The 23,670-nt window shown below is 62.1% G+C and carries 19 protein-coding genes; all 19 read left to right on the top strand.

Annotated features, from left to right (window positions below):
* The first annotated feature begins 58 nt into the window (after window positions 1-58).
* Entirely contained in the window at window positions 59-1,795 is a 1,737-nt protein-coding gene (gene mshL / locus AACQ95_RS00270) for a pilus (MSHA type) biogenesis protein MshL (protein ID WP_241280116.1), read from the top strand.
* A gap of 83 nt (window positions 1,796-1,878) precedes the next feature.
* The gene (locus AACQ95_RS00275; protein ID WP_241280118.1) at window positions 1,879-2,772 is read left to right on the top strand and encodes an ExeA family protein; all 894 of its coding nucleotides are present in this window, start codon (window positions 1,879-1,881) and stop codon (window positions 2,770-2,772) included.
* Between the two features lie 100 nt (window positions 2,773-2,872).
* The gene (locus tag AACQ95_RS00280) at window positions 2,873-3,964 is read left to right on the top strand and encodes a tetratricopeptide repeat protein (protein ID WP_241280120.1); all 1,092 of its coding nucleotides are present in this window, start codon (window positions 2,873-2,875) and stop codon (window positions 3,962-3,964) included.
* Window positions 3,965-3,996: 32 nt separating this feature from the next.
* Window positions 3,997-5,706 carry an MSHA fimbrial ATPase MshE gene (mshE, locus tag AACQ95_RS00285; RefSeq protein WP_043139715.1) on the top strand — a complete coding sequence of 570 codons (1,710 nt, stop codon included), beginning with the start codon at window positions 3,997-3,999 and terminating at the stop codon, window positions 5,704-5,706.
* A gap of 68 nt (window positions 5,707-5,774) precedes the next feature.
* Window positions 5,775-6,995, top strand: a complete 1,221-nt coding sequence (mshG, locus tag AACQ95_RS00290) for an MSHA fimbrial biogenesis protein MshG (protein WP_241280122.1) — start codon at window positions 5,775-5,777, stop codon at window positions 6,993-6,995.
* Window positions 6,996-7,058: 63 nt separating this feature from the next.
* Window positions 7,059-7,520 carry a hypothetical protein gene (locus AACQ95_RS00295; protein ID WP_125597297.1) on the top strand — a complete coding sequence of 154 codons (462 nt, stop codon included), beginning with the start codon at window positions 7,059-7,061 and terminating at the stop codon, window positions 7,518-7,520.
* Between the two features lie 77 nt (window positions 7,521-7,597).
* A complete protein-coding gene (locus AACQ95_RS00300; RefSeq protein WP_241280124.1) occupies window positions 7,598-8,269 on the top strand; it encodes a prepilin-type N-terminal cleavage/methylation domain-containing protein in 672 nt (223 codons plus the stop codon).
* A 14-nt stretch (window positions 8,270-8,283) separates the two neighbouring features.
* A complete protein-coding gene (locus AACQ95_RS00305) occupies window positions 8,284-8,721 on the top strand; it encodes a prepilin-type N-terminal cleavage/methylation domain-containing protein (protein ID WP_241280125.1) in 438 nt (145 codons plus the stop codon).
* 61 nt (window positions 8,722-8,782) lie between these two features.
* Window positions 8,783-9,289 (top strand): prepilin-type N-terminal cleavage/methylation domain-containing protein, encoded by a 507-nt coding sequence (locus tag AACQ95_RS00310; protein ID WP_241280127.1) that lies wholly within the window; start codon window positions 8,783-8,785, stop codon window positions 9,287-9,289.
* A complete protein-coding gene (locus AACQ95_RS00315; RefSeq protein WP_241280130.1) occupies window positions 9,276-9,836 on the top strand; it encodes a type IV pilus modification PilV family protein in 561 nt (186 codons plus the stop codon). Before AACQ95_RS00310 ends, AACQ95_RS00315 begins: the two co-directional genes overlap by 14 nt.
* Window positions 9,836-10,663 (top strand): PilW family protein, encoded by an 828-nt coding sequence (locus AACQ95_RS00320; protein ID WP_241280132.1) that lies wholly within the window; start codon window positions 9,836-9,838, stop codon window positions 10,661-10,663. Before AACQ95_RS00315 ends, AACQ95_RS00320 begins: the two co-directional genes overlap by 1 nt.
* A complete protein-coding gene (locus tag AACQ95_RS00325) occupies window positions 10,653-11,123 on the top strand; it encodes an MSHA biogenesis protein MshP (protein WP_445290524.1) in 471 nt (156 codons plus the stop codon). The genes AACQ95_RS00320 and AACQ95_RS00325 overlap by 11 nt, the downstream gene beginning before the upstream one ends.
* Complete coding sequence (locus tag AACQ95_RS00330) at window positions 11,120-14,767, top strand: DUF6701 domain-containing protein (RefSeq protein WP_277604452.1); 3,648 nt, start codon at window positions 11,120-11,122, stop codon at window positions 14,765-14,767. The genes AACQ95_RS00325 and AACQ95_RS00330 overlap by 4 nt, the downstream gene beginning before the upstream one ends.
* Before the next feature lie 204 nt (window positions 14,768-14,971).
* Window positions 14,972-16,012 carry a rod shape-determining protein gene (locus AACQ95_RS00335; RefSeq protein ID WP_005308111.1) on the top strand — a complete coding sequence of 347 codons (1,041 nt, stop codon included), beginning with the start codon at window positions 14,972-14,974 and terminating at the stop codon, window positions 16,010-16,012.
* Between the two features lie 42 nt (window positions 16,013-16,054).
* Complete coding sequence (gene mreC, locus AACQ95_RS00340; protein WP_042868624.1) at window positions 16,055-16,960, top strand: rod shape-determining protein MreC; 906 nt, start codon at window positions 16,055-16,057, stop codon at window positions 16,958-16,960.
* Window positions 16,960-17,445 (top strand): rod shape-determining protein MreD, encoded by a 486-nt coding sequence (mreD, locus tag AACQ95_RS00345; RefSeq protein WP_042037959.1) that lies wholly within the window; start codon window positions 16,960-16,962, stop codon window positions 17,443-17,445. Before mreC ends, mreD begins: the two co-directional genes overlap by 1 nt.
* Window positions 17,446-17,496: 51 nt before the next feature.
* A complete protein-coding gene (locus AACQ95_RS00350; protein WP_042868627.1) occupies window positions 17,497-18,084 on the top strand; it encodes a Maf family protein in 588 nt (195 codons plus the stop codon).
* 194 nt (window positions 18,085-18,278) lie between these two features.
* Window positions 18,279-19,748: a ribonuclease G gene (gene rng, locus AACQ95_RS00355; protein WP_042868629.1), complete on the top strand. Its 1,470-nt coding sequence runs from the start codon at window positions 18,279-18,281 to the stop codon at window positions 19,746-19,748.
* Entirely contained in the window at window positions 19,749-23,648 is a 3,900-nt protein-coding gene (locus tag AACQ95_RS00360) for a YhdP family protein (protein WP_241280136.1), read from the top strand. It abuts the gene before it with no gap.
* Window positions 23,649-23,670 lie beyond the last annotated feature (22 nt).

Here is a 23,670-nt window from a genome sequence, read left to right on the forward strand (position 1 = left end):
CGGGATGGGTGGGGCAAGGTTTGTCGAGTTTAATTGCAAGTCAGGGTGCACTCATTACATGAAAAAAAATCATCTCTGCCTGATCTCTGTGGCCGTGCTGGCGGCAGGCTGTACCAGCTACCGGCACCCCGAACCCGTGCAGGCCAAGGACGCACTGAAGCACGCCATGACCGAGCAGAACAAGGTCGGGGCACTGGCGACCGTGCCCAAGTCGGTACAGAGCGAACTGCTGCAGATGAACCGGCCGCCCCAGGCCCTCAGCATGCCGGAACAGCGGCTGCGCATCGCCGCCCACGATGTGGATGCGGTGGAGTTCTTCGGTTCCCTGTTCAAGGGTTCCCGCTACAGCGTTGCCGTGCATCCCGGCGTGGCCGGCCAGATCTCCGTCGAGCTCAAGGACGTGACCCTGCCCGAGGTGCTGGCGGTGGTGGGTGACATGTATGGCTTCGACGTGCAGCGCAAGGGCAATGTGTTCCACGTCTATCCGGCTGGGCTGCGCACCGAAACCATACCGGTCAACTACCTGATGATGTCCCGTCGTGGCCTGTCCCGTACCTCGGTCAGCACGGGCGGGGTGACCTCTAACGACAACAATTCAAACAACGGCGGCATCAACTCCAGCAGCAATGCTGAAATATCTTCTAACCAGAATGGCACAGGTATTTCTAGCAACTCCAGTACCCAGACGACATCGAACGGTACCCAGATAGAAACGGACACCAACAGCGACTACTGGACCGATCTGCGCACCTCGCTGGAGATGCTGATCGGCAGTGGCGATGGCCGTGCCGTCATCACCAGCCCGCAGGCGGGTCTGGTCACCATCCGCGCCTATCCAAAAGAGCTCAAAGCGGTGCGCGAATTCCTCAGCCAGTCCGAGACCCACCTCAAGCGCCAGGTAGTGCTGGAGGCGCGGATTATGGAGGTGGCTCTTAGCGAAGGCTATGAGCAGGGGGTAGATTGGAGCGGTTTGACAGCAAGTTGGGATGGGAATAAAGGAATTCCCAAGGTGGCTCAGCCGAAGCTGGTAGCCCCAGGTGCTACGCCAGAGTACAACCTGTTGAATGGTGGTGGGTCTCTTGGGGAGAGCTTGGTTGGAGCTGTGAATCCTATTTTTAACGCGATTGGTGGTGGTGCCGGTTTCACTATCACTGACGGTAACTTCAACGTGGCGGTCAACCTGCTCAAGACCCAGGGGGATGTAAACACCCTCTCCAGCCCGCGGGTGACGGCGACCAACAACCAGAAGGCGGTGATCAAGGTGGGGACGGACGAGTACTTCGTCACCAATGCAACGACAACCATCACCTCTACTACAACAGGATCAGAGCGGACTCCCAATGTAGAGTTGACTCCCTTCTTCTCCGGCATAGCGCTGGACGTGACACCGCAGATAGACGAAGAGGGCAAGGTGCTGCTGCATATCCACCCCTCCGTCATCGACACCGAAGAGCAAAACAAGACGATCGATTTGGGCACCACGGGAGGCAAGATGACTCTGCCGTTGGCCAAGAGCTCGATCCGCGAGTCCGATACTGTGGTGCAGGCCAACAACGGCGACATCATAGTCATCGGCGGTCTGATGAAGACCGACAAGCAGGAGATCGTCAGCAAGGTGCCGCTGCTGGGGGACATTCCCTGGGTCGGCGAGGCCTTCACCAACCGCCGCGAGAGCACCAAGAAGGTGGAGCTGGTGATCATGCTCAAACCGACCGTGGTGGAGAAGGACACCTGGCAGAACGAATTGCAGCGCTCCTCCGATCTGCTCGACAAGTGGTATCCGCCCAAGGGCTAAGCCATGACACAGCACGCGGTTGGCCTTGTTCCATGCGGCCTGTGGCTCGGTGCCACGACAGGCCCCCAGGCCGGTGACGACTCATGTACCTGAATCACTTCGGTTTGCAGGAGGCGCCGTTCGGCCTCACTCCCAACACGGGTTTCTACTACGGATTGCCTCCCCATGAGGAGGCGCTGCAGGTTCTAAATTGGGCCTTGATGCAGGGGGAGGGCTTTATCAAGGTGACCGGCGAGGTCGGTACCGGCAAGACGCTGCTCTGTCGCAAGCTGCTGAGCGAGCTGGGCTCGGAGGCCTGTCCTGTGCGTCTGGCCTGGCTGCCCAACCCGCACCTCAGCCCGGCCGAGCTGCGCACCGCGCTGGCCCTGGAGCTGGGGTTGTCGGTGCGCGAAGGCAACGAGCTGGATCTGACGGATCGCATTCATCGCCACCTCATAGGCCTGCATCAGCAGGGCAGCCGGGTGGTGGTGCTGATCGACGAGGCGCAGGCCCTGCCGGACGAGACCCTGGAGGCGATCCGGTTGTTCGGCAACCTGGAGACCGAGTCGAGCAAGCTGCTGCAGATAGTGCTGTTCGGCCAGCCCGAGCTGGACACCAGGCTGGCCAAACTCCATCTGCGCCAGTTGCGCCAGCGGATCGGTTTCTCCTACTGCCTGCGGCCGCTGCGCTTTGACGAGACCCGCGCCTATCTGGAGCACAGATTGCAGGTCTCGGGTTATCGCGGGGCTCCGCTGTTCGATGGTCGCGCCATGCGCCTGCTGTGGCGCGCCTCCCGTGGCATACCGCGACTCATCAACATATTGGCGCAGAAGTGCCTGATGCTGGCCTATGGCCGGGGTGAGCGCCAGATCGATGCCGGTCTGGTGCACCTCGCCATTCGCGATACCGACGATGCCAGCCGCCCCGGTCGGGGGCGCTGGTGGCCACTGTTACTACTGCTGGGGTGTGCCCTGGCCTATGGAGTCTGGCCATCATGAACGAGATCAACCAGATGCTCGGGGATATGAGAGCGCCCCAGCTGCGTTGTGCGTCAGCATGGGGCTGGCGGATACCTATGCTGGCCTATGGAGTCTGGTCATGAGCGTGATCAACCAGATGCTCAAGGATCTGGAACAGCGTCAGCAGGGGGGCGAGGGGGCCGTCTATGTGCCTCCCGTGCGGCAGCAGGGCTGGTGGATGCTGGTGCTGACCCTGATCTGCGGCCTGGCCCTCGGCATTCTCGGCTGGCGGACCTGGATCTACTGGCAGCAGAGTCAGCGGGTCGCACCGCAGAGCCTGGCACAGGCGGCCAGCGAACCCGGGCCTGATGCGGTTGCCCGCGCCGTGCCGGTCACGCCGACGGAGGAGGAGCAGGAGCCGGTGGATCTGGTGGTGGCCTTGCCCACCCCGGGCACCAGGTCCGAGCCCCACGCTGCTGCCGACCCCGACCCCGAGCCGGCGGCGGAAGATCAGGGCGAGACCGGTTATGACGCTCTGCCCCCGAGCGATGAGTCGCTGCAGCCCGATCTCTATGCCGAGCTGGAAGCGGAGCAAGAGGCGGTTGCCCCGCCGCCGCGCAAACCGGGCGTGCTGAAGATAGAGACGGTGAACCTCTCCGAGGCCGAGCTGGCGACCCTGGCCGAGCGCAAGGCCACCACCGCCATGGCCAGGGGGCAACTGCGCGATGCCCAGGACAACTACTATCAGGTGCTGGTCCACGACCCGCACAATCAGGGCGCCCGCGAACAACTGGCGGGCCTGCTCTATGGCGAAGGGCGGCTGAGCGAGGCCACCCAGCTGCTGGAAGAGGGGATCCAGCTCGATCCCGCACAGGCGGATTTTCGGCTGCTGCTGGCGCGGCTCGCCATCAGCAGCGGCGATCAGCTCAAGGCGCTCGGCTGGTTGACCGGCTATCAGCCGGATCTGGCCAGCAATCTGGATTATTACGCCACCTGGGCCGGCCTGACCCAGGAGCTGGGCCGCAATGCCGAGGCGGCCGAGATCTATGTGACCTTGCTGCGCCAGCAGCCGGATCAGGGCCGCTGGTGGCTCGGGCTCGGCGTGGCCGAAGATGGCCAGGGCCACAGCCAGCGGGCGCTCGATGCCTATCGCAACGCCCAGTTGCACGGCAACCTCGGCGAGGCCTCGACCAGCTGGATTGAACAGCGAATTGCCCAGCTTGCCCCCTGACGGGCGGGCTGGTTCACTTTTTTGGAGTTTGCATGGCACAACCCAGACTGAAAATGCGCCTCGGCGACCTGCTGGTGCAAGAGCAGATCATCTCGGATGATCAGCTGCAGCTCGCCCTGCAGCAGCAGCGTCAGACCGGCCGCAAGCTGGGCACCACACTGATCGATCTCGGCTTCATCAGCGAGGTACAGCTGCTGCAGTTTCTTGCCCGCCAGCTGGACGTGCCCTTCTTCGATCTCAACAACCTCACCATAGACGCCTCGGCGGTGCCGCTGTTGCCCGAGGTGCAGGCGCGTCGCTATCGCGCGCTGGCGGTCAACCTCACCGACAACCGGGTGACCGTGGCCATGTCGGATCCGGCGGACTTGAGCGCCCTCGACGCCATCGCGGCGCTGCTGCGCCCGCGGGAGATGGTGCTGGCGGTGGCGCGGGAAGGCCAGCTGCTGGAGTATTTCGACCGCCTCTATCGCCGTACCCGTGAAATAGAGAGCTTCGCCGAACAGCTGCACGAGGAGTACCAGGATACCGGCTTCGAGCTGGGTTCCAGCAACCTCGGGGCCAACGACGAGGGGGAGGCGACGGTCGCCAAGCTGCTGCGCTCCCTGTTCGAAGATGCGGTGCAGGTGGGGGCCTCCGATATTCACATAGAGCCGGATGAGAAGGTGCTGCGCATTCGCCAGCGGATCGACGGCATACTGCACGAGAATATCCTCAGCGAGGTGCGCATCGCCCAGGCGCTGGTGCTGCGCCTGAAACTGGTGGCAGGGCTCGACATCTCGGAGAAGCGGCTGCCCCAGGATGGCCGCTTCAACATGAAGGTGCGCGGCCGGGACGTGGATGTGCGTATGTCCACCATGCCGGTGCAGTACGGCGAGTCGGTGGTGATGCGGCTGCTGGATCAATCCTCCGGCATACTGTCGCTGAGCGAGACCGGCATGCCGCCGGAGATCCTGACCCGTTTCCGCCGTCAGCTCAAACGCCCCCACGGCATGATTTTGGTGACGGGCCCCACCGGGAGCGGCAAGACCACCACCCTTTACGGCGCCCTCTCAGAGCTCAATCAGGCCAGCCACAAGATCATCACGGTGGAAGATCCGGTGGAATACCGGCTGCCCAGGGTCAATCAGGTGCAGGTGAACCCCAAGATTGGCCTCACCTTCTCCCATGTGCTGCGTTCCACCCTGCGCCAGGATCCGGACATACTGCTGGTGGGCGAAATGCGGGACAACGAGACGGTGGAGATAGGCCTGCGCGGCGCCATCACAGGCCATCTGGTGTTGACCACACTGCACACCAACGATGCGGTCACCAGCGCCCTGCGTCTCATCGACATGGGGGCGCCCGGCTATCTGGTGGCGAGCGCGCTGCGGGCCGTGGTGGCCCAGCGGCTGGTACGGCGGGTCTGCGAGCACTGCGTCGAGGAGAGGGCGCCTGACGAGGGTCAGGCCACCTGGCTGACCGTGCTCTCCGGCGAGGCGCCCGGTCAGCATGCCTATCACAAGGGGCGTGGCTGCCAGAGCTGCAACTTTACCGGTTACTCTGGCCGGATCGGGGTCTACGAGCTGCTGGAGCTGGATCAACCCATGATGGATGCCCTGCGCCGCAATGATGCCGAAGGCTTCGCCAAGGCGGCGCGCCAGCATGAACACTATCGGCCGCTTGCCTTGACCGCCCTTGACTACGCCCGCCAGGGGATCACCTCGGTGGACGAGGTGCTGCGGTTGGCCGAGGATCTGGGGTAAGCCATGACTCACTTCAATGCCAACCCCCGTGCCGGTTGCCATGACGCTGTCGATCAGGGGCACTCCTCATGAGTACCTTTGCCTACAAGGGGCGCGACAGCCAGGGCAATGCCGTCAGCGGCGTGGTGGACGCCGCCAACGAGATGGCGGCGGCCGAGCAGCTGATGCGCCGCGGCGTGATGCCGACCGAACTCAAGCCGGGCAAGGCGAAATCCGCTGCCGTCGACTGGTCGCTGTTGCTGGAAGGGGGCGTCAAGCTGGACGAGCTGGTGGTGTTCAGCCGCCAGATGTACGCCCTGACCCGGGCGGGGATCCCGATCCTGCGTGCCATCGCCGGGCTGGAGGAGAGCGCCCACAGCAAGCCGCTCAAGCGAGCGCTGCACGCGCTGGGGGAGGATCTGGGCAACGGCCGGCCGCTGTCGAGCTCGATGCAGGCCCACCCCAAGGTATTTGGCAGCCTGTTCGTCGCCATCATTCACGTGGGCGAGAACACGGGTCAGCTGGAAGAGGCTTTCTTGCAGCTCGCCAACTATTTCGATCTGGAGCTGGAGACCCGCAAGCGGATCAAGACCGCCATGCGCTACCCCAGTTTCGTGCTGGCGGCCATCGGCATCGCCATGGTGATCCTCAATATCATGGTGATCCCGGTCTTCGCCGGCATGTTTGCCAAGTTCGGCGTTGAGTTGCCGCTGGCGACCCGGATCCTGCTCGCCACCTCACACTTCTTCGTCCACTACTGGTGGCTGCTGCTTGGCACACTGCTGGCCATGGTGTTTGGCTGGCGCCGCTGGGTGAGCACGGTCAAGGGCAAGCTGACCTGGCACAGATGGCAACTCAGGCTGCCCATCGTCGGCACCATCATAGAGCGCTCCCTGCTGGCCCGCTTCGCCCGCAGCTTCTCCATGATGCTCAAGGCCGGGGTGCCGCTCAATACGGCGCTGACTCTGGTGGCCGATGCGGTGGACAACGCCTGGATGGCGGGCCAGATCCGCGACATGCGGGCCGGTATCGAACGGGGTGAGAGCCTGCTGCGCACCGCCGGCAGCAGCGGCCTGTTTACCCCCCTGGTGATGCAGATGATCGCGGTGGGGGAAGAGACGGGTCAGGTCGACGATCTGCTGCACGAGGCGGCCGAGTATTACGAGCGGGAGGTGGACTATGACCTCAAGAGCCTGACCGCCCGTATCGAGCCCATCCTGATCGGGATCGTGGCTGTCATGGTGCTGGTGCTGGCGCTCGGTATCTTCACGCCCATGTGGGACATGATGCGGGCCGTGCGTGGCAAGTAAACAGGCAGCTTTACCGTCAGTGATGCGGGGAGTGGATAAGCGGCAAGATGTGGAGCGAAACAGGTGAGCAGACAGTCACAACAGGATGATCGCTGGCTGGGGGGATATAGACGGATGGCCGTGCTGATCTTGCTGCTGATCATAGTGGCGACCCTGGCCCAGAGCTATCGCACCCACAGAGCGGAGGCGCTGGCCCTCGGCCTGGCCCTGCTGGGAGAACAGTTTGCCGAGCGGGCACAAAGGTTGCACGGGCTCTGGCTGGATCAGCGCCGTCCCGCGAGTCTGTTTGCCGATGGTCTGGCCTGGCAGTTCGATGACAGGGGCTGGCCGATAGGGGCCGGATCCCTGCTGGCGCCCTCGGAAAATTGCCGCCAGCTCTGGTTGTCGATCATAGGCACACAGAGCCAGGATCTGCCGCCGCTGCAAGCGCTGGCGAGCCGCGATGGCGGGGGATGCGAGTTCGGTTGGGAAGATAATTGGCTGATTTATCAATTTTCTGATGGCAGAGTGCAACAAAAGCCTTGAATGAGGCCGATTGTGTGGCTCAGTTAAATGATTTTTTTATATCTGCATGAAATAATGCGGGTTATTACGGAGGGACCATGGCAACAAATCGAATGGCACCAACACATCCCGGGTTGGTGATGACGTCTCGGGCGGCGGGTTTCTCGTTGATCGAACTGGTGATCGTCATCGTTATTCTGGGGATCCTGGCGGTGACCGCCTTGCCTCGCTTCCTCGATGTGACCGACGAGGCCAAGAAGGCCAGCGTGGAAGGGGTCTCCGGCGGCTTTGCCACCGGCGTTTCGCTGGTGCGGGCCCAGTGGGAAGCGGAGGGACGTGCCAAGCAGGACAGCCTCAATACCGTGCTGTATGACGGTTCCCGCTTCTATCTGACCACGCCGACCGAGACCCAGGTCAGCAATGGCGAGCTCTCCCCCGGTTATCCCATGGATACCTCGGCGGGTGGCGGTATCGATGTGGATCCGGCCAACCTGACGGCCCAGCGCTGTCTCAAGATTTGGGAGGGTCTGTTGCAGAACCCGCCCAAGGCTACTGCCAGCTTTGACGAGGTGCGCGGTAGCGGCAATGACCTGAAATACTATGTCAGTGTGACCAATAACGGCCTGGACTCAGTCTGCCGCTACTATCTGGTCAATAGTTTGAGTAAGGGTAGTGATGGCAAGTATCAGGATCCGCAAGGCAGTACTGATGCATTCATGAGTTTCAGTTACCGTCCGGCTTCCGGTCAGGTGACCACCAATATCAATTGACAGAGGAAAGTAAAATGAAAAAACAGGCGGGTTTTACCCTGATCGAGCTGGTCATAGTGATCATCATTCTGGGCATTCTGGCAGTGACTGCTGCCCCCAAGTTCCTGAATTTGCAGGATGATGCAAATCAGGCTGCTGCACAGGGCGTTGCGGCGGCTTTGCAAAGTGGTGCTCAGCTGGTTTATAGCCGGTCAGCTCTGGATGGCAAAGAGAAAGATCCAACCGCGTCAGTTTCCGCAGGCACTAGTACAGTGTCCACTGCCTTTGGTTATCCGACTGCAAATAAAGCTGGTATCGGCAATGCAGTAACGGTGGATGGTAGCTGGGAGCAGAAAAATGACGATGGTGTTTACACTTCTAGCCAAGCCAACAGCTGCCAGGTTATTTACACCGCCCCGTCAGTGGCAGGTGGCACTTTCTCGGTATCTCTAAGCGGTGCCAACTGTAGCTAATAAGATCGACAATTCAGCGAGGCTTCGGCCTCGCTTTCTCCTTTCCCCAATGAGAAACCCCATGCCTGCAACCAAGGGCTTTACCCTGATTGAACTGGTCGTGGTGATCCTGTTGCTCGGGATTCTGGCCGCCTTTGCCGTGCCCAAGTTGCTGGGCAAAGGCGGCTTTGAAACTCAAACCCTCCGCGATGAGCTGTTGGCCCGGCTGCGGCTGGTACAGACCGTCAATATGCACGAACCTGCCAGCCGCTGTACCCAGTTGATCGTTGCCTCCCCCCGTTTTGCCCATCGCACCTATGGCGTCACGGCACAGACGGCTTGCCCGGGCAGCGATCCCTTGACTGGCTGGACTGGCAACCAACTGACCCGTGGTCGGGTGGTGAGCGCCTCATCCGGCCTGCTGATCTCTCTGGTCGGTACCGGTAATGGACGTTTTGTACTCCGCTTTGATCCGATGGGGCGGCCGCTTGGTGCCTGTGCGGGTGGCTGCACTCTGCAGGTGAGCGATGGGGGCGAGACGAGTCGCATCAAGATCGAATCCGAGGGGTATATCCATGAGAGCCCCTGAGCGCGGCTTTACCCTGATAGAGCTGATCGTCGGCATAGTGCTGCTGGCGGTGGCGCTGACCGGCATTCTCGGGCTCTTGATCAATCAGGCGCCCCAGGCGGTGGATCCGGTACAGCAGGTACGCGCCGCCCAGCTGGCCCAGCGCCTGGCCGGGGAGATACTGCAAAAGTCGTTCGATGAAAACTCGGATCACAACGGTGGCCGTTACCGCTGCGGCGAGACGGTCGTCAGCGTCACCATCCCTGCCTGTTCGACCCGTTATGGCACGGATGGCGAGCCGGCCCCTTATGCTTTCAACGATGTGGATGACTTCGATACCTCGGGTAACTGGGTGGATGCCAATCTGTTTACCCAGACGGCAGCGGGTATCAGCAGCGAAGAGTATCGCAACTATCGGGTCAAAATCGCGGTAAATGCGGTCGATTTCAGCGATGGCACTTTCAAAAGCTGCGTCGCCCCCTGCTCTGTGGGCAAACGCATCGATCTGCAGGTGCGACTGCCGGATCAGAGTGTGCTCGACTTCTCCTTCTACCGGGGGAACTACTGATGAGGGCGGCGATGTGCGGTTTTACCCTGATCGAACTAGTGATGGTGATCCTGCTGCTCGGTATCATGGCGACCTTTACCAGCCAGTTTATCGGCATCGGCACCCAGATCTATGGCGATGCCAGCAGCCGCGAGCAGTTGATGAGCGATGCCCGTTTCGCCATGGAGCGGCTCAATCGCGAGCTGCGTGATGCTGTGCCGGGTTCAGAGCGGATTGAAGACCAGAATGGCAACTGGCTTGACGAGGGGGCCTGCCTGCGTTTCTGGCCCATCAGCGCCTCCAGCCGCTATCTTGTCCTCAATCGAGCCATGTCGGGCAGCGGCGCTACCCTGGAGCTGGTGATGGCAACCCCCGCCTCTGCGGCCAATCCACTGAGTCAGGATGCCAATGCCGTCAAGGCAGGGGATCTGATGGCCGTCTTCCCTGTGCCGAATTCAGGCGTGGATTCACTGACCGCTGGTTGCGACTATGGCCGTTGTGTCGCCCGAGTGACCGAGGTGCTGGCTCCGGTATCCGGGGCCCAGACCATTCGCTACAGCAGTAGCGAGACCCTGGCAGGCCTCTCGCCGGGCAGTCGGGTCTATTTTGCCAGCCAGCAGGTGCGCTACTGCGTGGCAGGGAACAGGCTCACCCGCGCCAGCGCGGCCATCGCTGCCGCGTTACCTGCCACGGGAGTGCTGATGGCGGAGTCCATTCGTACTGGCGCTTTCTATCGGGAAGCGCTGGCCTTCAACGCACAAGGGGAGTTTGGCATGCGCTTTGTGTTCGAGCGCAAAGGGGAGTCGGTCACCTTCAACCACAAGATAGAGGTGTTCAATGTGCCCTGATACACAGGCTCTTGGACGCATGCGTGGCAGTGCCCTGATGATTGCCCTGTTTGTCATAGTGGTGATGGCGCTGCTGGCGGCCGCCATGGGCCGCTTTCTGACCGACAGCAGCGAGAAAAACACGGTGGAGGTGCGCAGTGTGCGTGCCCTGCTGGCAGCCCAGAGCGGGCTTGAGATAGCCTTGTATCAGCTGTTTCCCAATAGACCGACACCACCATCACCGCTTGATCGCTGCGAGTGGGTACTCTCATCACCTGTGTTTAATGGCAATCCGGGACTGGCTGGCTGCGAGGCAAGGATCAGTTGCGTGCAACTGCCCGTGACCTACAACGGAGGGGTGACCAATGGCTACCGTCTGCTCAGTGTCGGCTCCTGTGGTTCTACCGATCTCGGCAGCGCCAACCCGGATTTTGCCGTGAGTCGCACTCTGGCCGTTGAAGCCTATGATGGAGGTTCATGATGAAATGGCTATGGGCGCTGGCCCTCTTCACTAGCCCGGTCTGGGCATTTGACCCTATCGACACCAGCACCTTCTTCCCTGCTGTGGTACAGGGTCATCATGGTGACAACAACAATACCTGCCACCAGATCAGCGGCAACCAGCTGAGCCAGCTCAACAATCCCAAGATCAATGGCACCGGCGGTCTGCCGCTCAATTTCTGTTCCATCCTGCCCGATCAGAACAATACGCCCCGTTGCGATAACGGGGCTGGCGGTTACAAGGTCTGCGCCATCACCGGCAGCGATATTCGCGGCCTCCCGATGGCAACGGGGAACAACAAGTTCCCGACCATCACCTCTGTGATGCCGCTTCTTTGCCAGCAGGGCCAGCAAACCGCACTCTTCTCGGACTACGGGTCTGCCACGGTCGAGAATTGCACTGTGACCTTTCCGAGCCGCAGCACCTACCAGATCAAGTCGCTGAGTGTACGCAACAACGGTGTGCTGGTGCTGGGGGATGGGGATTACTTTATCGACTCGCTGATCCTCGACAATGCCACCATCCGCCTGTCCGGCAACGGCACGACGCGCATTTTTGTCAACAAGGACATGAAGCTGCTCAACACGGTCAACATCAATGCGACCAATCAGGGCAGCCTTGTCTGGGTCAACTATGGCGACATGACCATAGACAACAACTCCCGATTTTATGGCTACCTCTACACCGATGGTCGTTTGACCATGAACAACAATGCCACCGTTTATGGGCGGGTGACGGCCCGTTATCTGAGCATGGATGCCCAGTCCAGCATCAACGACTATGCCGTTCCTCCTCCGCTGACCTGTTTTGAGGACGGTTTTGACAGCGCCCAGATCAACCCGGACAGCTGGGTGGTGGCCCAGCGCAACAACAGTACCTTGCCATCGGTGCAAAATGGCCGCCTGCGCCTCACCCAGAACGTCACCGATCAGGCCACTTCGGCCACCTTCCAGCGCCTCTTTCCGGGAGCCGGCAACCTGGTGACGGTCGAATTCGATCAGTTCGCCTACAAGACCTTCGGCACGAGCGGGGCGGACGGCATGGCGGTGGTGCTCTCGGATGCCACCCTGACGCCGCAGCCGGGGGCCTTTGGCGGCCCGCTGGGCTATGGCTTCAAGACTGGGATCAGTGGCTTCGCGGGCGGCTGGCTCGGGGTGGGGCTCGACGAGTACGGCAACTATGCCAACGAAGGGGGCAACTACAACTGGGGGTCCCGTCCTCAGGCCGTTTCCATCCGTGGCTCGGGTTCTGGCACCTCCGGCTACAACTATCTGGCCGGTACCGTCAGCAACCTGAGTCCGTCCGTCGACAGCGGCATCAACGGCAATCGCCCCCACCGCTACCGCATCACGGTCGACTCCAGGACGACTGGCAGCTCGCTGGCGAAAGTCGAGCGGGATACCGGCTCGGGCTATGGCACCCTGGTTGGTCCCATCAACATGGCGAGTCAGGCCGGCCAGGCGGCGGTGCCGGCCAATTTCCTGCTCTCCCTGACCGGCTCCACCGGTTCGGTAACCAACTACCACGAGATCGACAACGTGCGGATCTGCGCCCTGCGATCCAACCCGGTCGGGGTGCAGATCGACCACTTCCAGCTCGATCACTCCGGTCAGGCACTGACCTGCAATCCGGAGACTGTGACTATCAAGGCGTGCGCCGATGCTGCTTGTACCACGCTAATCACAGATCCTGTCACCGCGACCCTGAGTCTGGATCCTGTTTCCAGCAGCAATGGCTGGATCGGCGGCAATACGGTGACCTTCAGTGGCGGCTCCACGACCGTTCAGTTGCGCAACAACACCGCCACTGCGGTTACCATAGGGGTGTCCGGCTCGACCCCGGCCACCAAGCCATTCAGTACCACCTTGTGCAAGGCTGGCGCCGGGACGCCCAGTGCGGCAGCCTGTACCCTGAATTTTGCCGATAGCGGCTTTTTCTTCGACGTGCCGGATACCTATTCCAACCAGCCGCAGACGGTGACCATCAAGGCGGTCAAGAAGAGCGACCTGACCCAGCAGTGCGTGCCGGGTTTTGCCAGCCAGAGCAAGATCATCAAGTTCTGGAGCAGCTATCTCTTGCCGAATAGCAATAACTACAACAGCAAGATGAGTGTCAACAGCAGTGTGATCGGTACCAGTCTGGGCACTGCGACGCCTGTATCCCTCATGTTTGATGCCCAGGGGCAGTCGAGCATGACGGTCAGCTACCCGGACGCCGGTCAGGTGCAACTGGATGTCCGTTACGACGGCACGGGCAATGAGGCGGGGCTGGTGATGCTTGGCGCCGACCAGTTTGTGGCGCGTCCTGTCGGCTTGTGCATTACACCCCCGCAAGGTGTGTGTGCGGCAGGGAATAGCAGCTGCCCTGTGTTCAAGAAAGCGGGAGAGACATTCCAGGTAGACATCAAGGCGATGGCCTGGGAATCCGCCAATGATGGGGATATCTGCGCCGGAAATCAGACCACGCCCAACTTTGTACTGAGCGGCATCGGTCTGGGCAGCACTCTGGTGGCCCCCAGCCCGGGCACCAATGCCACGCTTGGCACCACCAGCTATAACCATGTGGCCGCCGCCAACAGTCTCAACAGCGTCAACCAGACGGTGAGCGAGGTGGGGGTGTTCCGGATGACGGCGACCCCGCCAGCCAGCGGTTACTTCACTTACACAATCCCATCCGCCCAGAGCCAGCCGGTGGGCCGTTTTATCCCCGCCGATTTCAATCTGGTCAGCGGCGACATAGTGCCTGCCTGCAATGCCTTCTCCTATATGGGGCAGCCCTTTGGGGTTGCGCTGGATGTGCTGGCCCGCAACCTGTCGGGTGGCCAGACCCAGAACTATACGGGGCTGTTTGCCAAGGGAGACGCCTATCTCTCTGTTGCCAACAACAAGGATGGCAAATCCCTGTCGGCCCGGTTGCGCAGCCTGTCTGCGCTGCCCTGGGTGAATGGGCGGTCGGCGTTTACCGGTAATAGCGAGTTTGTTCGCCTCTCCGACACCCAACAGGATGGCCCTTACCAGTCTTTGCTGTTTGGTCTCTATATGAAAGACAACGATGGCGAACGTACCCTGATTGCCAGCCCCGACTTCAACGATGCCGTGGCCGGCAATTGCAGCGGAGCTGGTTGCAATGCCCGGCTGATCGACAGTGTGGCCATGCAGGTCTATTTCGGTCGATTGCTGGCGGGCACGGGGGCGGGTCTTGCCTCTGCGCCGCTGGCCGTTCCCTTGCAGATGCAATATTACGAGGCGGGCAACTGGCAGTTGAACAAGCTGGACCAATGTACCCAGCTCTCTCTGGCCAATCAGGGGTTCAGTTTCCTCAATCCGGGCCAGGCGTTTGATGCGAGTACCCGTGACCTGAGTCTGGGGGGCAATCGCAAGATCCGGCTGGGGTTGGGTAGTGCGGCGCCGGGGGGCGAGTCTGCCCAGGCGAAAGATGGCGAGATCCTGTTCCAGTTTGCCAAGCCGGATATCTCGGTACGGATCCCCTACAGGGTCGATTTGTCGAAACAGCCGTTGCGGCCGCTCTGGTTGTCTGACCCTGTTACTCTGCAAGGCGAGGCCATTTTTGGCTCCAGCCGGGGCAATGACAGAATTATTTATCGGCGCGAAGTGATGCCGTAATGGAGGCGGGGCGGCGGATCTTCGCGATCTTCCCCCCTATCTTCTTGTTTATTAGCGTTTGTCAGCCTGTGCGGGTGAGTGATGACTCGCATTTTTGTCGCGCCTGATGGGTTGGCGACAGTTTGAGCGCTTGCCCATTGGGGTGGGCATTGGTAAAGTTAGCCGGTTTTCTGCACCTCCAAATTCTTAGGATTTCCCGTAGCCATGTTCAAAAAGCTCAGAGGCGTCTTTTCCAACGATCTGTCGATCGACTTGGGAACTGCCAACACCCTGATCTACGTAAAAGATCAAGGGATCGTCCTTAACGAACCCTCAGTTGTCGCCATTCGCCAAGAGCGCGGGAACGCCAAATCGGTCGCTGCCGTCGGTCATGCCGCCAAGCAGATGCTGGGTCGTACCCCAGGCAACATCTCCGCCATCCGTCCGATGAAAGACGGCGTCATCGCCGACTTCTACGTGACCGAGAAGATGCTGCAGCACTTCATCAAGCAGGTTCACGACAACAACTATTTCCGCCCCAGCCCCCGTGTGCTGGTGTGTGTGCCGTGTGGCTCTACCCAGGTAGAACGCCGTGCCATCAAGGAATCCGCACTGGGCGCCGGCGCCCGTGAGGTTTACCTGATTGACGAACCCATGGCTGCCGCCATCGGTGCCGGCTTGCCGGTCTCCGAAGCGACCGGTTCCATGGTGGTCGACATCGGTGGTGGTACCACCGAAGTGGCCATCATCTCCCTGAACGGCGTGGTTTACTCCCAGTCCGTGCGGATCGGTGGCGACAAGTTTGACGAAGCCATCATCAGCTACGTGCGTCGCAACTATGGCAGCCTGATCGGGGAAGCCACCGCCGAGCGCATCAAGCACGAAATCGGCTCCGCCTATCCGGGCGAAGAGGTGCGCGAGATCGAAGTTCGTGGTCGCAACCTGGCCGAGGGTGTGCCGCGCAGCTTCACCCTCAACTCCAACGAGATCCTGGAAGCGCTGCAAGAGCCGCTGTCCGGTATCGTCTCCGCCGTGATGGTGGCGCTGGAGCAGTCTCCGCCGGAACTGGCGTCCGACATCTCCGAGCGCGGCATGGTGCTGACCGGTGGTGGCGCACTGCTGAAGGATATCGACCGTCTGCTGATGGAAGAGACCGGCATACCGGTAGTGGTTGCCGAAGATCCCCTCACCTGTGTGGCCCGTGGCGGCGGCAAGGCGCTGGAGCTGATCGACATGCACGGTGGCGACCTGTTCCACTACGAATAAGACCCAAAGCCGGCCAGCGCGCCGGCTCTTTTTTGACGACTCATGAAACCCATTTTTGGTAGAGGCCCTTCGCTTCAGTTACGGTTGTTTCTCGCCGTCATCATCTCCATTGCAGCCATCGTAGCGGACTCTCGCTTCGGTGTGTTTACCCATGTCCGCGTCTACCTCAGTTCGCTCGTCAGCCCGCTGCAATACATGGCCAATGCGCCAGGTATCATGCTCGATACCATGTCGACCCAGGTGCAGACCCGGGCCGGCCTGATCGAGCAGACCAAGCAGCAGGAACAACAGCTGTTCACCCTGCGTTCGCGCCTGCTCAAGATGGACCATCTGGAGCACGAGAACCAGCGTCTGCGTGAGCTGCTCGGTTCTCCGGTGCACAAGGAGTCCCGCAAGATGGTGGCCGAGCTGCTGTCGGTGGATTCCGACCCCTTCAGCCATCAGGTGCTGATCAACAAGGGGGCGCTGGATGGTGTCTACAACGGCCAGCCGGTGATCAACGATCAGGGGGTGATAGGTCAGGTGCTGCACGTGGGTTCCACCACCAGCCGTGTCCTGCTCATCACCGACTCCAGCCACGGCATCCCGGTGCGGGTGCTGCGCAACGATCTGCGCGCCATTGCCTCCGGCAGCGGCGAGCTGGACAAGCTGGAGCTGCGCAACCTGCCGCGCAACACGGACGTGCAAGTGGGCGACCTGCTGGTCACCTCCGGCCTTGGCGGCCGCTTCCCGGAAGGGTATCCGGTGGCGACCGTGACCCGCTCCGACTATGTGGAGGGCAAGCCCTTCGCTCAGGTCGAGGCCAAGCCGCTGGTGGCACTGGACAGATTGCGCTACCTGCTGCTGCTCTGGACCGACAAGAAGCCGGACGTGCACGATGATGAAGAGGCGCCGACCCCGGCGGCTGCGCCGGTAGCGGCAGCCTCGGCTGCGGGAGCGACGCGCTGATGTTGCAACCCGCCAGCGGCAGGATCTGGATCTGGATCTCGATCCTGCTGGCTCTGTGCCTGTCGATCCTGCCGCTTCCCTTTCAATTTGAACCCTTCCGTCCGGACTGGCTCGCCATGGTGCTCATCTACTGGGCGCTGGCGTTGCCGCACAGGACCAACGTCGGTTCCGCCTGGGTGGCGGGCCTGCTGCTGGACGTGCTGCTGGGCAGCACCCTCGGCGTGCGGGCCATGGCCATGGCCATCACCACCTATCTGGCGGCCTTCCAGTTCCAGAAGATCCGCAACTTCTCCCTCTGGCAACAGGCGCTGATCATCGGCTGTCTCTCGCTGGTGGGCAAGGTGACCATCTTCTGGGCCGAACACCTGTTCAGCCGTGCCAGCCTCAATCTTGCCTACTTTTGGTCGACCCTGAGCACGATGCTAATATGGCCCTGGGTGTTTCTGGTCTTGCGCAAGGTGCGCCGCCGCTTCAATATCAAGTGAATATGAGCAAAAACAATGCATTGTAACTTTACCTCATCTCATTAAGTGAATATGAACAAGCACAACGAACTGCAACTGTATCTCGCCTCGGGCTCGCCCCGCCGTCATGAACTGCTTGCCCAGCTGGGGTACCGCTTCGAGGTGCTCAGACTGGATGTGCCGGAACGGCGGGAAGAGGGTGAAAAGGCGCAGGATTACGTCTGCCGCCTCGCCCGCGACAAGGCGATGGCCGGCGTGGCAGCCGCCCCGACGGCACTGCCGGTGCTGGGCGCCGACACCATAGTGGTGCTGGGTGATCGGGTGCTGGAGAAGCCGTCCGATCTGCTCGATGCCAAAGACATGCTGGAGGCGCTCTCCGGCAAGGTGCATCAGGTGATGACGGCGGTCGCGCTGGCGACTCCAGAGCGCTGCGATGTGCGCCTGGTCACCACCAACGTGGCGTTTCGCAAGCTGGACGAGGCCGAGATCGAAGCCTACTGGCGCACGGGTGAGCCCTGTGACAAGGCGGGTGCCTATGCGATTCAAGGGATTGCCGGCAAGTTTGTCAGCCGCATCGAGGGAAGCTACAGCGCCGTGGTCGGCCTGCCCCTGCTGGAAACGGATCTGCTGATCAAGCATCATCTGGAACAGTCTCGGTAATCTATCCGCCAGCCGTGTTCTGCGAGGCCCGTTCAGCGGGCAGGCACAGGGTCGGAACATGGCGGTCAGAATTTGAAGCCATCACAGGCAAGGCATGGGTCGGTGAAACTCGCCGGCTGTTTCTTACTGCGTTACTCACCGGGCACGCGCCGGTTTGGCTGCCAGAATTTAAAACTAGAAAGGCAAGGTAACTTATGTCGGTAGAACTGCTGGTGAACGTCACCCCCTCCGAAACCCGGGTCGCCCTGGTCGAAAACGGTCTGCTGCAGGAAGTGCACGTAGAGCGTCAGGCCAAGCGCGGCATAGTGGGCAACATCTACAAAGGCAAGATCAGCCGGGTGCTGCCCGGCATGCAGGCGGCTTTCGTCGATATCGGCATGGACAAGGCGGCCTTCCTGCACGCTTCCGACATAGTGCCGCACACCGAGTGCGTGGCGGTGAAGGAGAAGGAGCAGTTCCAGGCCGGCAACATAGCCGAGCTGGTGCGCCAGGGGCAGGACATCATGGTGCAGGTGGTGAAAGATCCGCTGGGCACCAAGGGCGCCCGTCTCACCACCGACATCACGCTGCCGTCCCGCTATCTGGTGTTCATGCCGGGCAGTGCCCACGTGGGGGTTTCCCAGCGCATCGAGTCCGAAGCGGAGCGCGAGCGCCTCAAGCGCACCGTGGCCAGCTATGTGGATGATCTCGGTGGCTACATCATTCGCACCGCCGCCGAAGGGGTGGGGGAGCAGGAGCTGGAGCAGGACGCCGCCTTCCTCAAGCGGCTGTGGCGCAAGATCCTGGAGCGCAAGCAGAAGTACCCGCCCTGCAAGATCCTCTACGAAGATCCCAGCCTGGCTTTCCGGGTGGTGCGCGATTTCGTCGGCGCCGAGCTCGACAAGATCCGGGTCGACTCGCGCCAGAGCTTCGATCAGCTCAAGCGCTTCACCGAGGAGTACGTGCCTGAACTGGCCGGCAAGCTGGAATACTACTCCGGCGAGTCGCCCATCTTCGATCTCTACGACGTGGAGAACGAGATCCAGCGCGCGCTGGATCGCAAGGTAGAGCTGAAATCCGGCGGTTACCTCATCATCGACCAGACTGAAGCCATGACCACGGTGGACATCAACACGGGTGCCTTCGTCGGCCATCGCAATCTGGAAGAGACCATCTTCAATACCAACGTCGAGGCGACGGCGGCCATCGCCCGCCACCTGCGCCTGCGCAACCTCGGCGGCATCATCATCATCGATTTCATCGACATGCAGTCTGAGGATCATCGCCGGCGGGTGCTGCACAGCCTGGAGCAGGCGCTCTCCAAGGACAGAGCCAAGACCAACGTCAACGGCTTCTCCCAGCTCGGTCTGGTGGAGATGACCCGCAAGCGTACCCGCGAGAGCCTGGAGCACGTGCTCTGCTCCGAGTGCCCCGAGTGCAAGGGACGCGGCCGGGTCAAGACGGTGGAGTCGGTCTGCTTCGAGATCCTGCGGGAGATCATCCGGGTCAATCGCGCCTACGATGCGGATCAGTTCACCGTCTACGCCGCGCCGGCCGTGGCCGACTACCTGCGGGGCGAAGAGTCCCACAGCCTCGCCGAGCTGGAGGTGTTCATCGGCAAGCAGGTCCGGGTGGTGAGTGAACCACTCTGCGGCCAGGAACAATTCGATGTGGTGATGATGTAATTGGTCTATCGCTGGCTGAGTCGGGGCTGGTTAGCCCTCGGGGTCTTCTTCGTGCTGCTGGCCATCTTGGTCAGTCTGGTGCGCTTTGGCGGCCCCTTGCTCAATCAGCACAGGCAGGCACTGCTCGACACCCTGCTGGCCGACAGCAAGCTGGAAGCCAGCGTCGATCGCATCGGCCTGGACTGGACCCGGCGCGGCCCGGCTCTCGAACTGCAACAGCTGGTGATAGCGCCGGATTCCGGCCGTTTCGCCCTGCGCCTTGGCAAGGTGTGGGCGCACCTCGACTTCTGGCGCTCCCTCAACGAACTCAAGCCTGTGTTCGGCCAGCTCATCTTGAGCGATGGCGACATAGCGCTGGATCTGGCCCAGCCGGCCGACCCCGAGCCCAGTGACGGCCGCGATCAGCAGCAGGCATTGCTGCGTTTCCTGCTGACCCAGCTCTCCACCTTCGACATTCACGACACCCGCCTCAGCCTGACCACGGCGCTGGGGGAGGTGCGGGCCCTCGACATCGCCCAGCTGCGCTGGCAGAACCGCGGCAAGCGCCATCAGGGGGTCGGCAAGGCCTATCTCATCAACGGGGTGGGCGAGAGCACCATAGATCTCATCCTGGATGTGGATGCCCCCGAGGCGCGGCTCGATCGGCTCAAGGGGCAGCTCTATCTGGGGGCCAGCCAGCTCGACATCAGCCCCATGCTGGCACGGATCCACGCCGGCGAGCCACGGGTGGCCGGCCAGCTCGATTTCCAGCTCTGGAGCACCTTTGCCAGCGGTCAGCTGGGGGAATCCCTGCTGGCATTCGGCAACAACTACCTGATCTGGCAGGATGAGAAGCAGGGTGCCATGCACCGTCTCGGCCTGCAGGGGGGCAAGATCCAGCTGCGCCGGGATGGCGAAGAGTGGCAGCTCGCCAGCCATGACGTGACCTTCAAGCTCGACGGCAAGCCCTGGCTGCAGAGCCGGTTGCAGCTCGAGCGGGTTGGCTCCCGCATTCAGGGCTATGTGCCCGCCATCGATCTGGATCAGGTCGCCAATCTGAGCCAGCTGGTCTCCGGCCTCTACCCAGAGTTGACCGAAACCATCAAGCGCACCCAGCCCAAGGGCCAGCTGCAGGATCTTGTCCTGCAGGCCGACGCCGACTGGCGCGGGCTTTCCCTCAGCGGCCAGCTCTCCCACATCAAGGTCACTGCCTGGCAAGACGTGCCCGGCGTGCAGGATCTCAACGGCGAGTTCTGGCTGACCCCGACCGGCGGCAGCGCCCGGCTGGCGCTGCACAAGGACAAAGTGGATCCGGCGCGCCACTTCAAGGAGCCGATCCCGGTCGACAGCTTCTCGGCACGGCTCGACTGGTGGCAGGATCCCAGGGGCTGGGTGCTCTATGGTCAGGACGTGGCGCTGGACAACCCGGATCTGACCCTCGCCAGCCGTTTCAGGATGGATCTGTACGAACATACCTTCCTCGCCCTGACCGGTCGCATCGACGTCAAGAATGCGGGCAATGCGGATCGCTACTACCCCTTGCAGGTGATGGGCAAGAGCCTGGTGGACTACCTGAGCGGCGCCATCAAGGGCGGCCAGGCCAGGGGCGCGGATCTGCTCTGGTACGGTGAGTTCAAGGATTTCCCCTACAGCAAGGGCGAGGGCATCTTCCAGGTGGCGGTGCCGCTGGAACGGGCCACCTTCCAGTTCTTCCCCGGTTGGCAACCGCTCACCGATCTGCAGATAGACCTGCTATTCCAGAACGCCAGCCTCGACATGAACAGCCGCTCCACCCGGCTCGGCAAGGCCGGCTCCGACTCGGTCCATGCCTGGATCCCGGATCTCTACCCGGGTGCCCACCTCTATGTGGATGCCAAGGTCGAGGGCGAGGGCAAGGCCATCAGCGACTACCTGCAGGACTCCCCGCTGGGGGACTCCGTCGGTCAGGCGCTGCGGGAGATCGAGATCCGGGGCCCGCTCAAGGGCTCGGTCAAGCTGGATATCCCCCTCGATGGCGAGAGCGAGGTCAAGGCGAGCGGCGACGCCCTGTTCAGCAACAACAAGGTGCGGGTGGCCAGCCTGGATCTGCCGCTGGAGCAGGTGCAGGGGCGGCTCGAATATGACAATGAGCAGACCCGTTTCAGCAACCTCAAGGCCAGCCTGTGGAACCAGCCGCTGACCCTGGATTATCAGGGCCGGCAGCAGCCGAACCGCTATCAGGTCGACCTCAAGTTCAAGGGCTTGTGGGACAGCAGCCGCCAGCGCCGCGATCTGCCTGTGCTCGACATCCTCAAGGGGCGTGGCAACTGGGCCGGCACCCTGGGGCTGACCCTGCCCAACGACAAACCGTTCAGCTTCCAGCTGGCGCTGGACTCCAACCTGCAGGGCATGGGGCTGGATCTGCCCTCGCCGCTGGCCAAGGACGCCAACAGCCGCTTGCCGCTCAAGGTGACAGCCCGTGGCCGCGACGGCAGCGCCGACATTCGCGCCGTGTTGGGCGCCGATGTGGATATGCAGAGCCGGCTGGTCTATGGCGATGGGGTGCCTTACCTCAGCCGGGTGCGGGTGGACGTGGGTCAGCCCGGGGCCCGGGTGCTGCGTGACAAGCCCATGCTGCTGGCCATCAACCAGCAGCAGGCGGATGTGGCCGGCTGGCTGGCCCGACTCAAGCAATGGCTGCCGGCGAGCACGGCGGCGGGCGGCAATGCCGTGGTCGGTCCCGCCTTCCTGCCCCAGGAGTGGTGGGTGGACGGCCAGCTGGCCCGCGCCGACATCGGCAGCGCCAACCTCAAGGCGGTGCACTTCACAGTGGGGCCGGTCAAGCAGGCCACCGAGGTGATGATCGACAGCCCGGACGTGATGGGAGTGGTGCGCCTGCCGGTGACCGAGCGTCAGCCCATAGACGCGAAATTTGCCCGCATCTATTGGTCCGGCAAGAGTTCGGATCTGAGCCCCGAGCCCGATGCCAGACAGGACAGGGCCATCATGGACGCCATTCCCTGGCTCACCTTCAGCTGCGTGGACTGCCGCTTCGGCGCCCTGCCGCTGGGGGAGGTGAAGGGAGAGCTGGTGCCCGGCGCCAACAAGCTGACCCTCAAGGGGCTGGACATGCGGCTGGCGGGCAGCCAGCTGACCGGCACGGTAGACTGGCTGGCCCAGCCCGGCCGGATGCAGACCCATGCCCGTGCCAGCATCAGCAGCAACAACAGCGAGCTGCTGCTCAAGCGGCTCGGCTATACCTCGCCCATCGGCGATGCGCCCGGCAAGATGGCGCTGGATCTGAACTGGAACGATGTGCCCTATCGGCTGGATGTGCCGACCCTGGCCGGCAGTGCCAACTATCAGCTGGAGGGGGGCACGCTGCGCGAGGTCAACGACAAGGGGGCGCGCCTGCTCTCCCTGCTCAGCCTGGATTCCCTGCTGCGCAAGCTGCGGCTCGATTTTCGCGATGTGTTCGACAAGGGTTTCTATTTCGAATCCATGTCCGCCTCCGCCAAGATCAAGCAAGGGGTGGTGGATAACCAGGACTTCTACATGAAGGGCGCGGCGGGCAACCTGCGCGGCGAAGGCATCGCCGACCTGGTGCGCTGGCGACTCGACTACGAGCTGAGCTTCTCCCCCAACTTGGGCGGCACCCTGCCGGTGGTGGCGGCCTTCTCCCTGACCCCGATCACCGGCCTCTATGTACTGGCCCTCTCCAAGCTGCTGGAGCCGGTGGTGGACGTGGTCACCCGCATCGATTTTCGGGTCTCGGGTCCGCTGGATGCTCCCAAGCTGATCGAGGCGGGGCGGGATCGGGCCCGCATCAAGCTCAACCAGCAGCAGAAGGAGGCGGTCGATGCGGTGGCCCCCAACCTTCCGACGCAGGAGGTGACCCCCTTCCTGCTGACCCCCAAACACGCGGGGCCCGCCCAGCGCTGAGGCTGGTGGCGGGTCTTGCCAT

The sequence above is a fragment of the Aeromonas sp. MR19 genome, from assembly GCF_963899305.1.
Taxonomy (GTDB): Bacteria; Pseudomonadota; Gammaproteobacteria; order Enterobacterales; family Aeromonadaceae; genus Aeromonas; species Aeromonas bestiarum.

Bases quoted from the DNA above. Each gene is read 5' to 3' on its own strand.
- mshL (WP_241280116.1), top strand. From the start codon at position 59: ATGAAAAAAAATCATCTCTGCCTGATCTCTGTGGCCGTGCTGGCGGCA.
- AACQ95_RS00275 (WP_241280118.1), top strand. From the start codon at position 1,879: ATGTACCTGAATCACTTCGGTTTGCAGGAGGCGCCGTTCGGCCTCACT.
- AACQ95_RS00280 (WP_241280120.1), top strand. From the start codon at position 2,873: ATGAGCGTGATCAACCAGATGCTCAAGGATCTGGAACAGCGTCAGCAG.
- mshE (WP_043139715.1), top strand. From the start codon at position 3,997: ATGGCACAACCCAGACTGAAAATGCGCCTCGGCGACCTGCTGGTGCAA.
- mshG (WP_241280122.1), top strand. From the start codon at position 5,775: ATGAGTACCTTTGCCTACAAGGGGCGCGACAGCCAGGGCAATGCCGTC.
- AACQ95_RS00300 (WP_241280124.1), top strand. From the start codon at position 7,598: ATGGCAACAAATCGAATGGCACCAACACATCCCGGGTTGGTGATGACG.
- AACQ95_RS00305 (WP_241280125.1), top strand. From the start codon at position 8,284: ATGAAAAAACAGGCGGGTTTTACCCTGATCGAGCTGGTCATAGTGATC.
- AACQ95_RS00310 (WP_241280127.1), top strand. From the start codon at position 8,783: ATGCCTGCAACCAAGGGCTTTACCCTGATTGAACTGGTCGTGGTGATC.
- AACQ95_RS00315 (WP_241280130.1), top strand. From the start codon at position 9,276: ATGAGAGCCCCTGAGCGCGGCTTTACCCTGATAGAGCTGATCGTCGGC.
- AACQ95_RS00320 (WP_241280132.1), top strand. From the start codon at position 9,836: ATGAGGGCGGCGATGTGCGGTTTTACCCTGATCGAACTAGTGATGGTG.
- AACQ95_RS00325 (WP_445290524.1), top strand. From the start codon at position 10,653: ATGTGCCCTGATACACAGGCTCTTGGACGCATGCGTGGCAGTGCCCTG.
- AACQ95_RS00330 (WP_277604452.1), top strand. From the start codon at position 11,120: ATGATGAAATGGCTATGGGCGCTGGCCCTCTTCACTAGCCCGGTCTGG.
- AACQ95_RS00335 (WP_005308111.1), top strand. From the start codon at position 14,972: ATGTTCAAAAAGCTCAGAGGCGTCTTTTCCAACGATCTGTCGATCGAC.
- mreC (WP_042868624.1), top strand. From the start codon at position 16,055: ATGAAACCCATTTTTGGTAGAGGCCCTTCGCTTCAGTTACGGTTGTTT.
- mreD (WP_042037959.1), top strand. From the start codon at position 16,960: ATGTTGCAACCCGCCAGCGGCAGGATCTGGATCTGGATCTCGATCCTG.
- AACQ95_RS00350 (WP_042868627.1), top strand. From the start codon at position 17,497: ATGAACAAGCACAACGAACTGCAACTGTATCTCGCCTCGGGCTCGCCC.
- rng (WP_042868629.1), top strand. From the start codon at position 18,279: ATGTCGGTAGAACTGCTGGTGAACGTCACCCCCTCCGAAACCCGGGTC.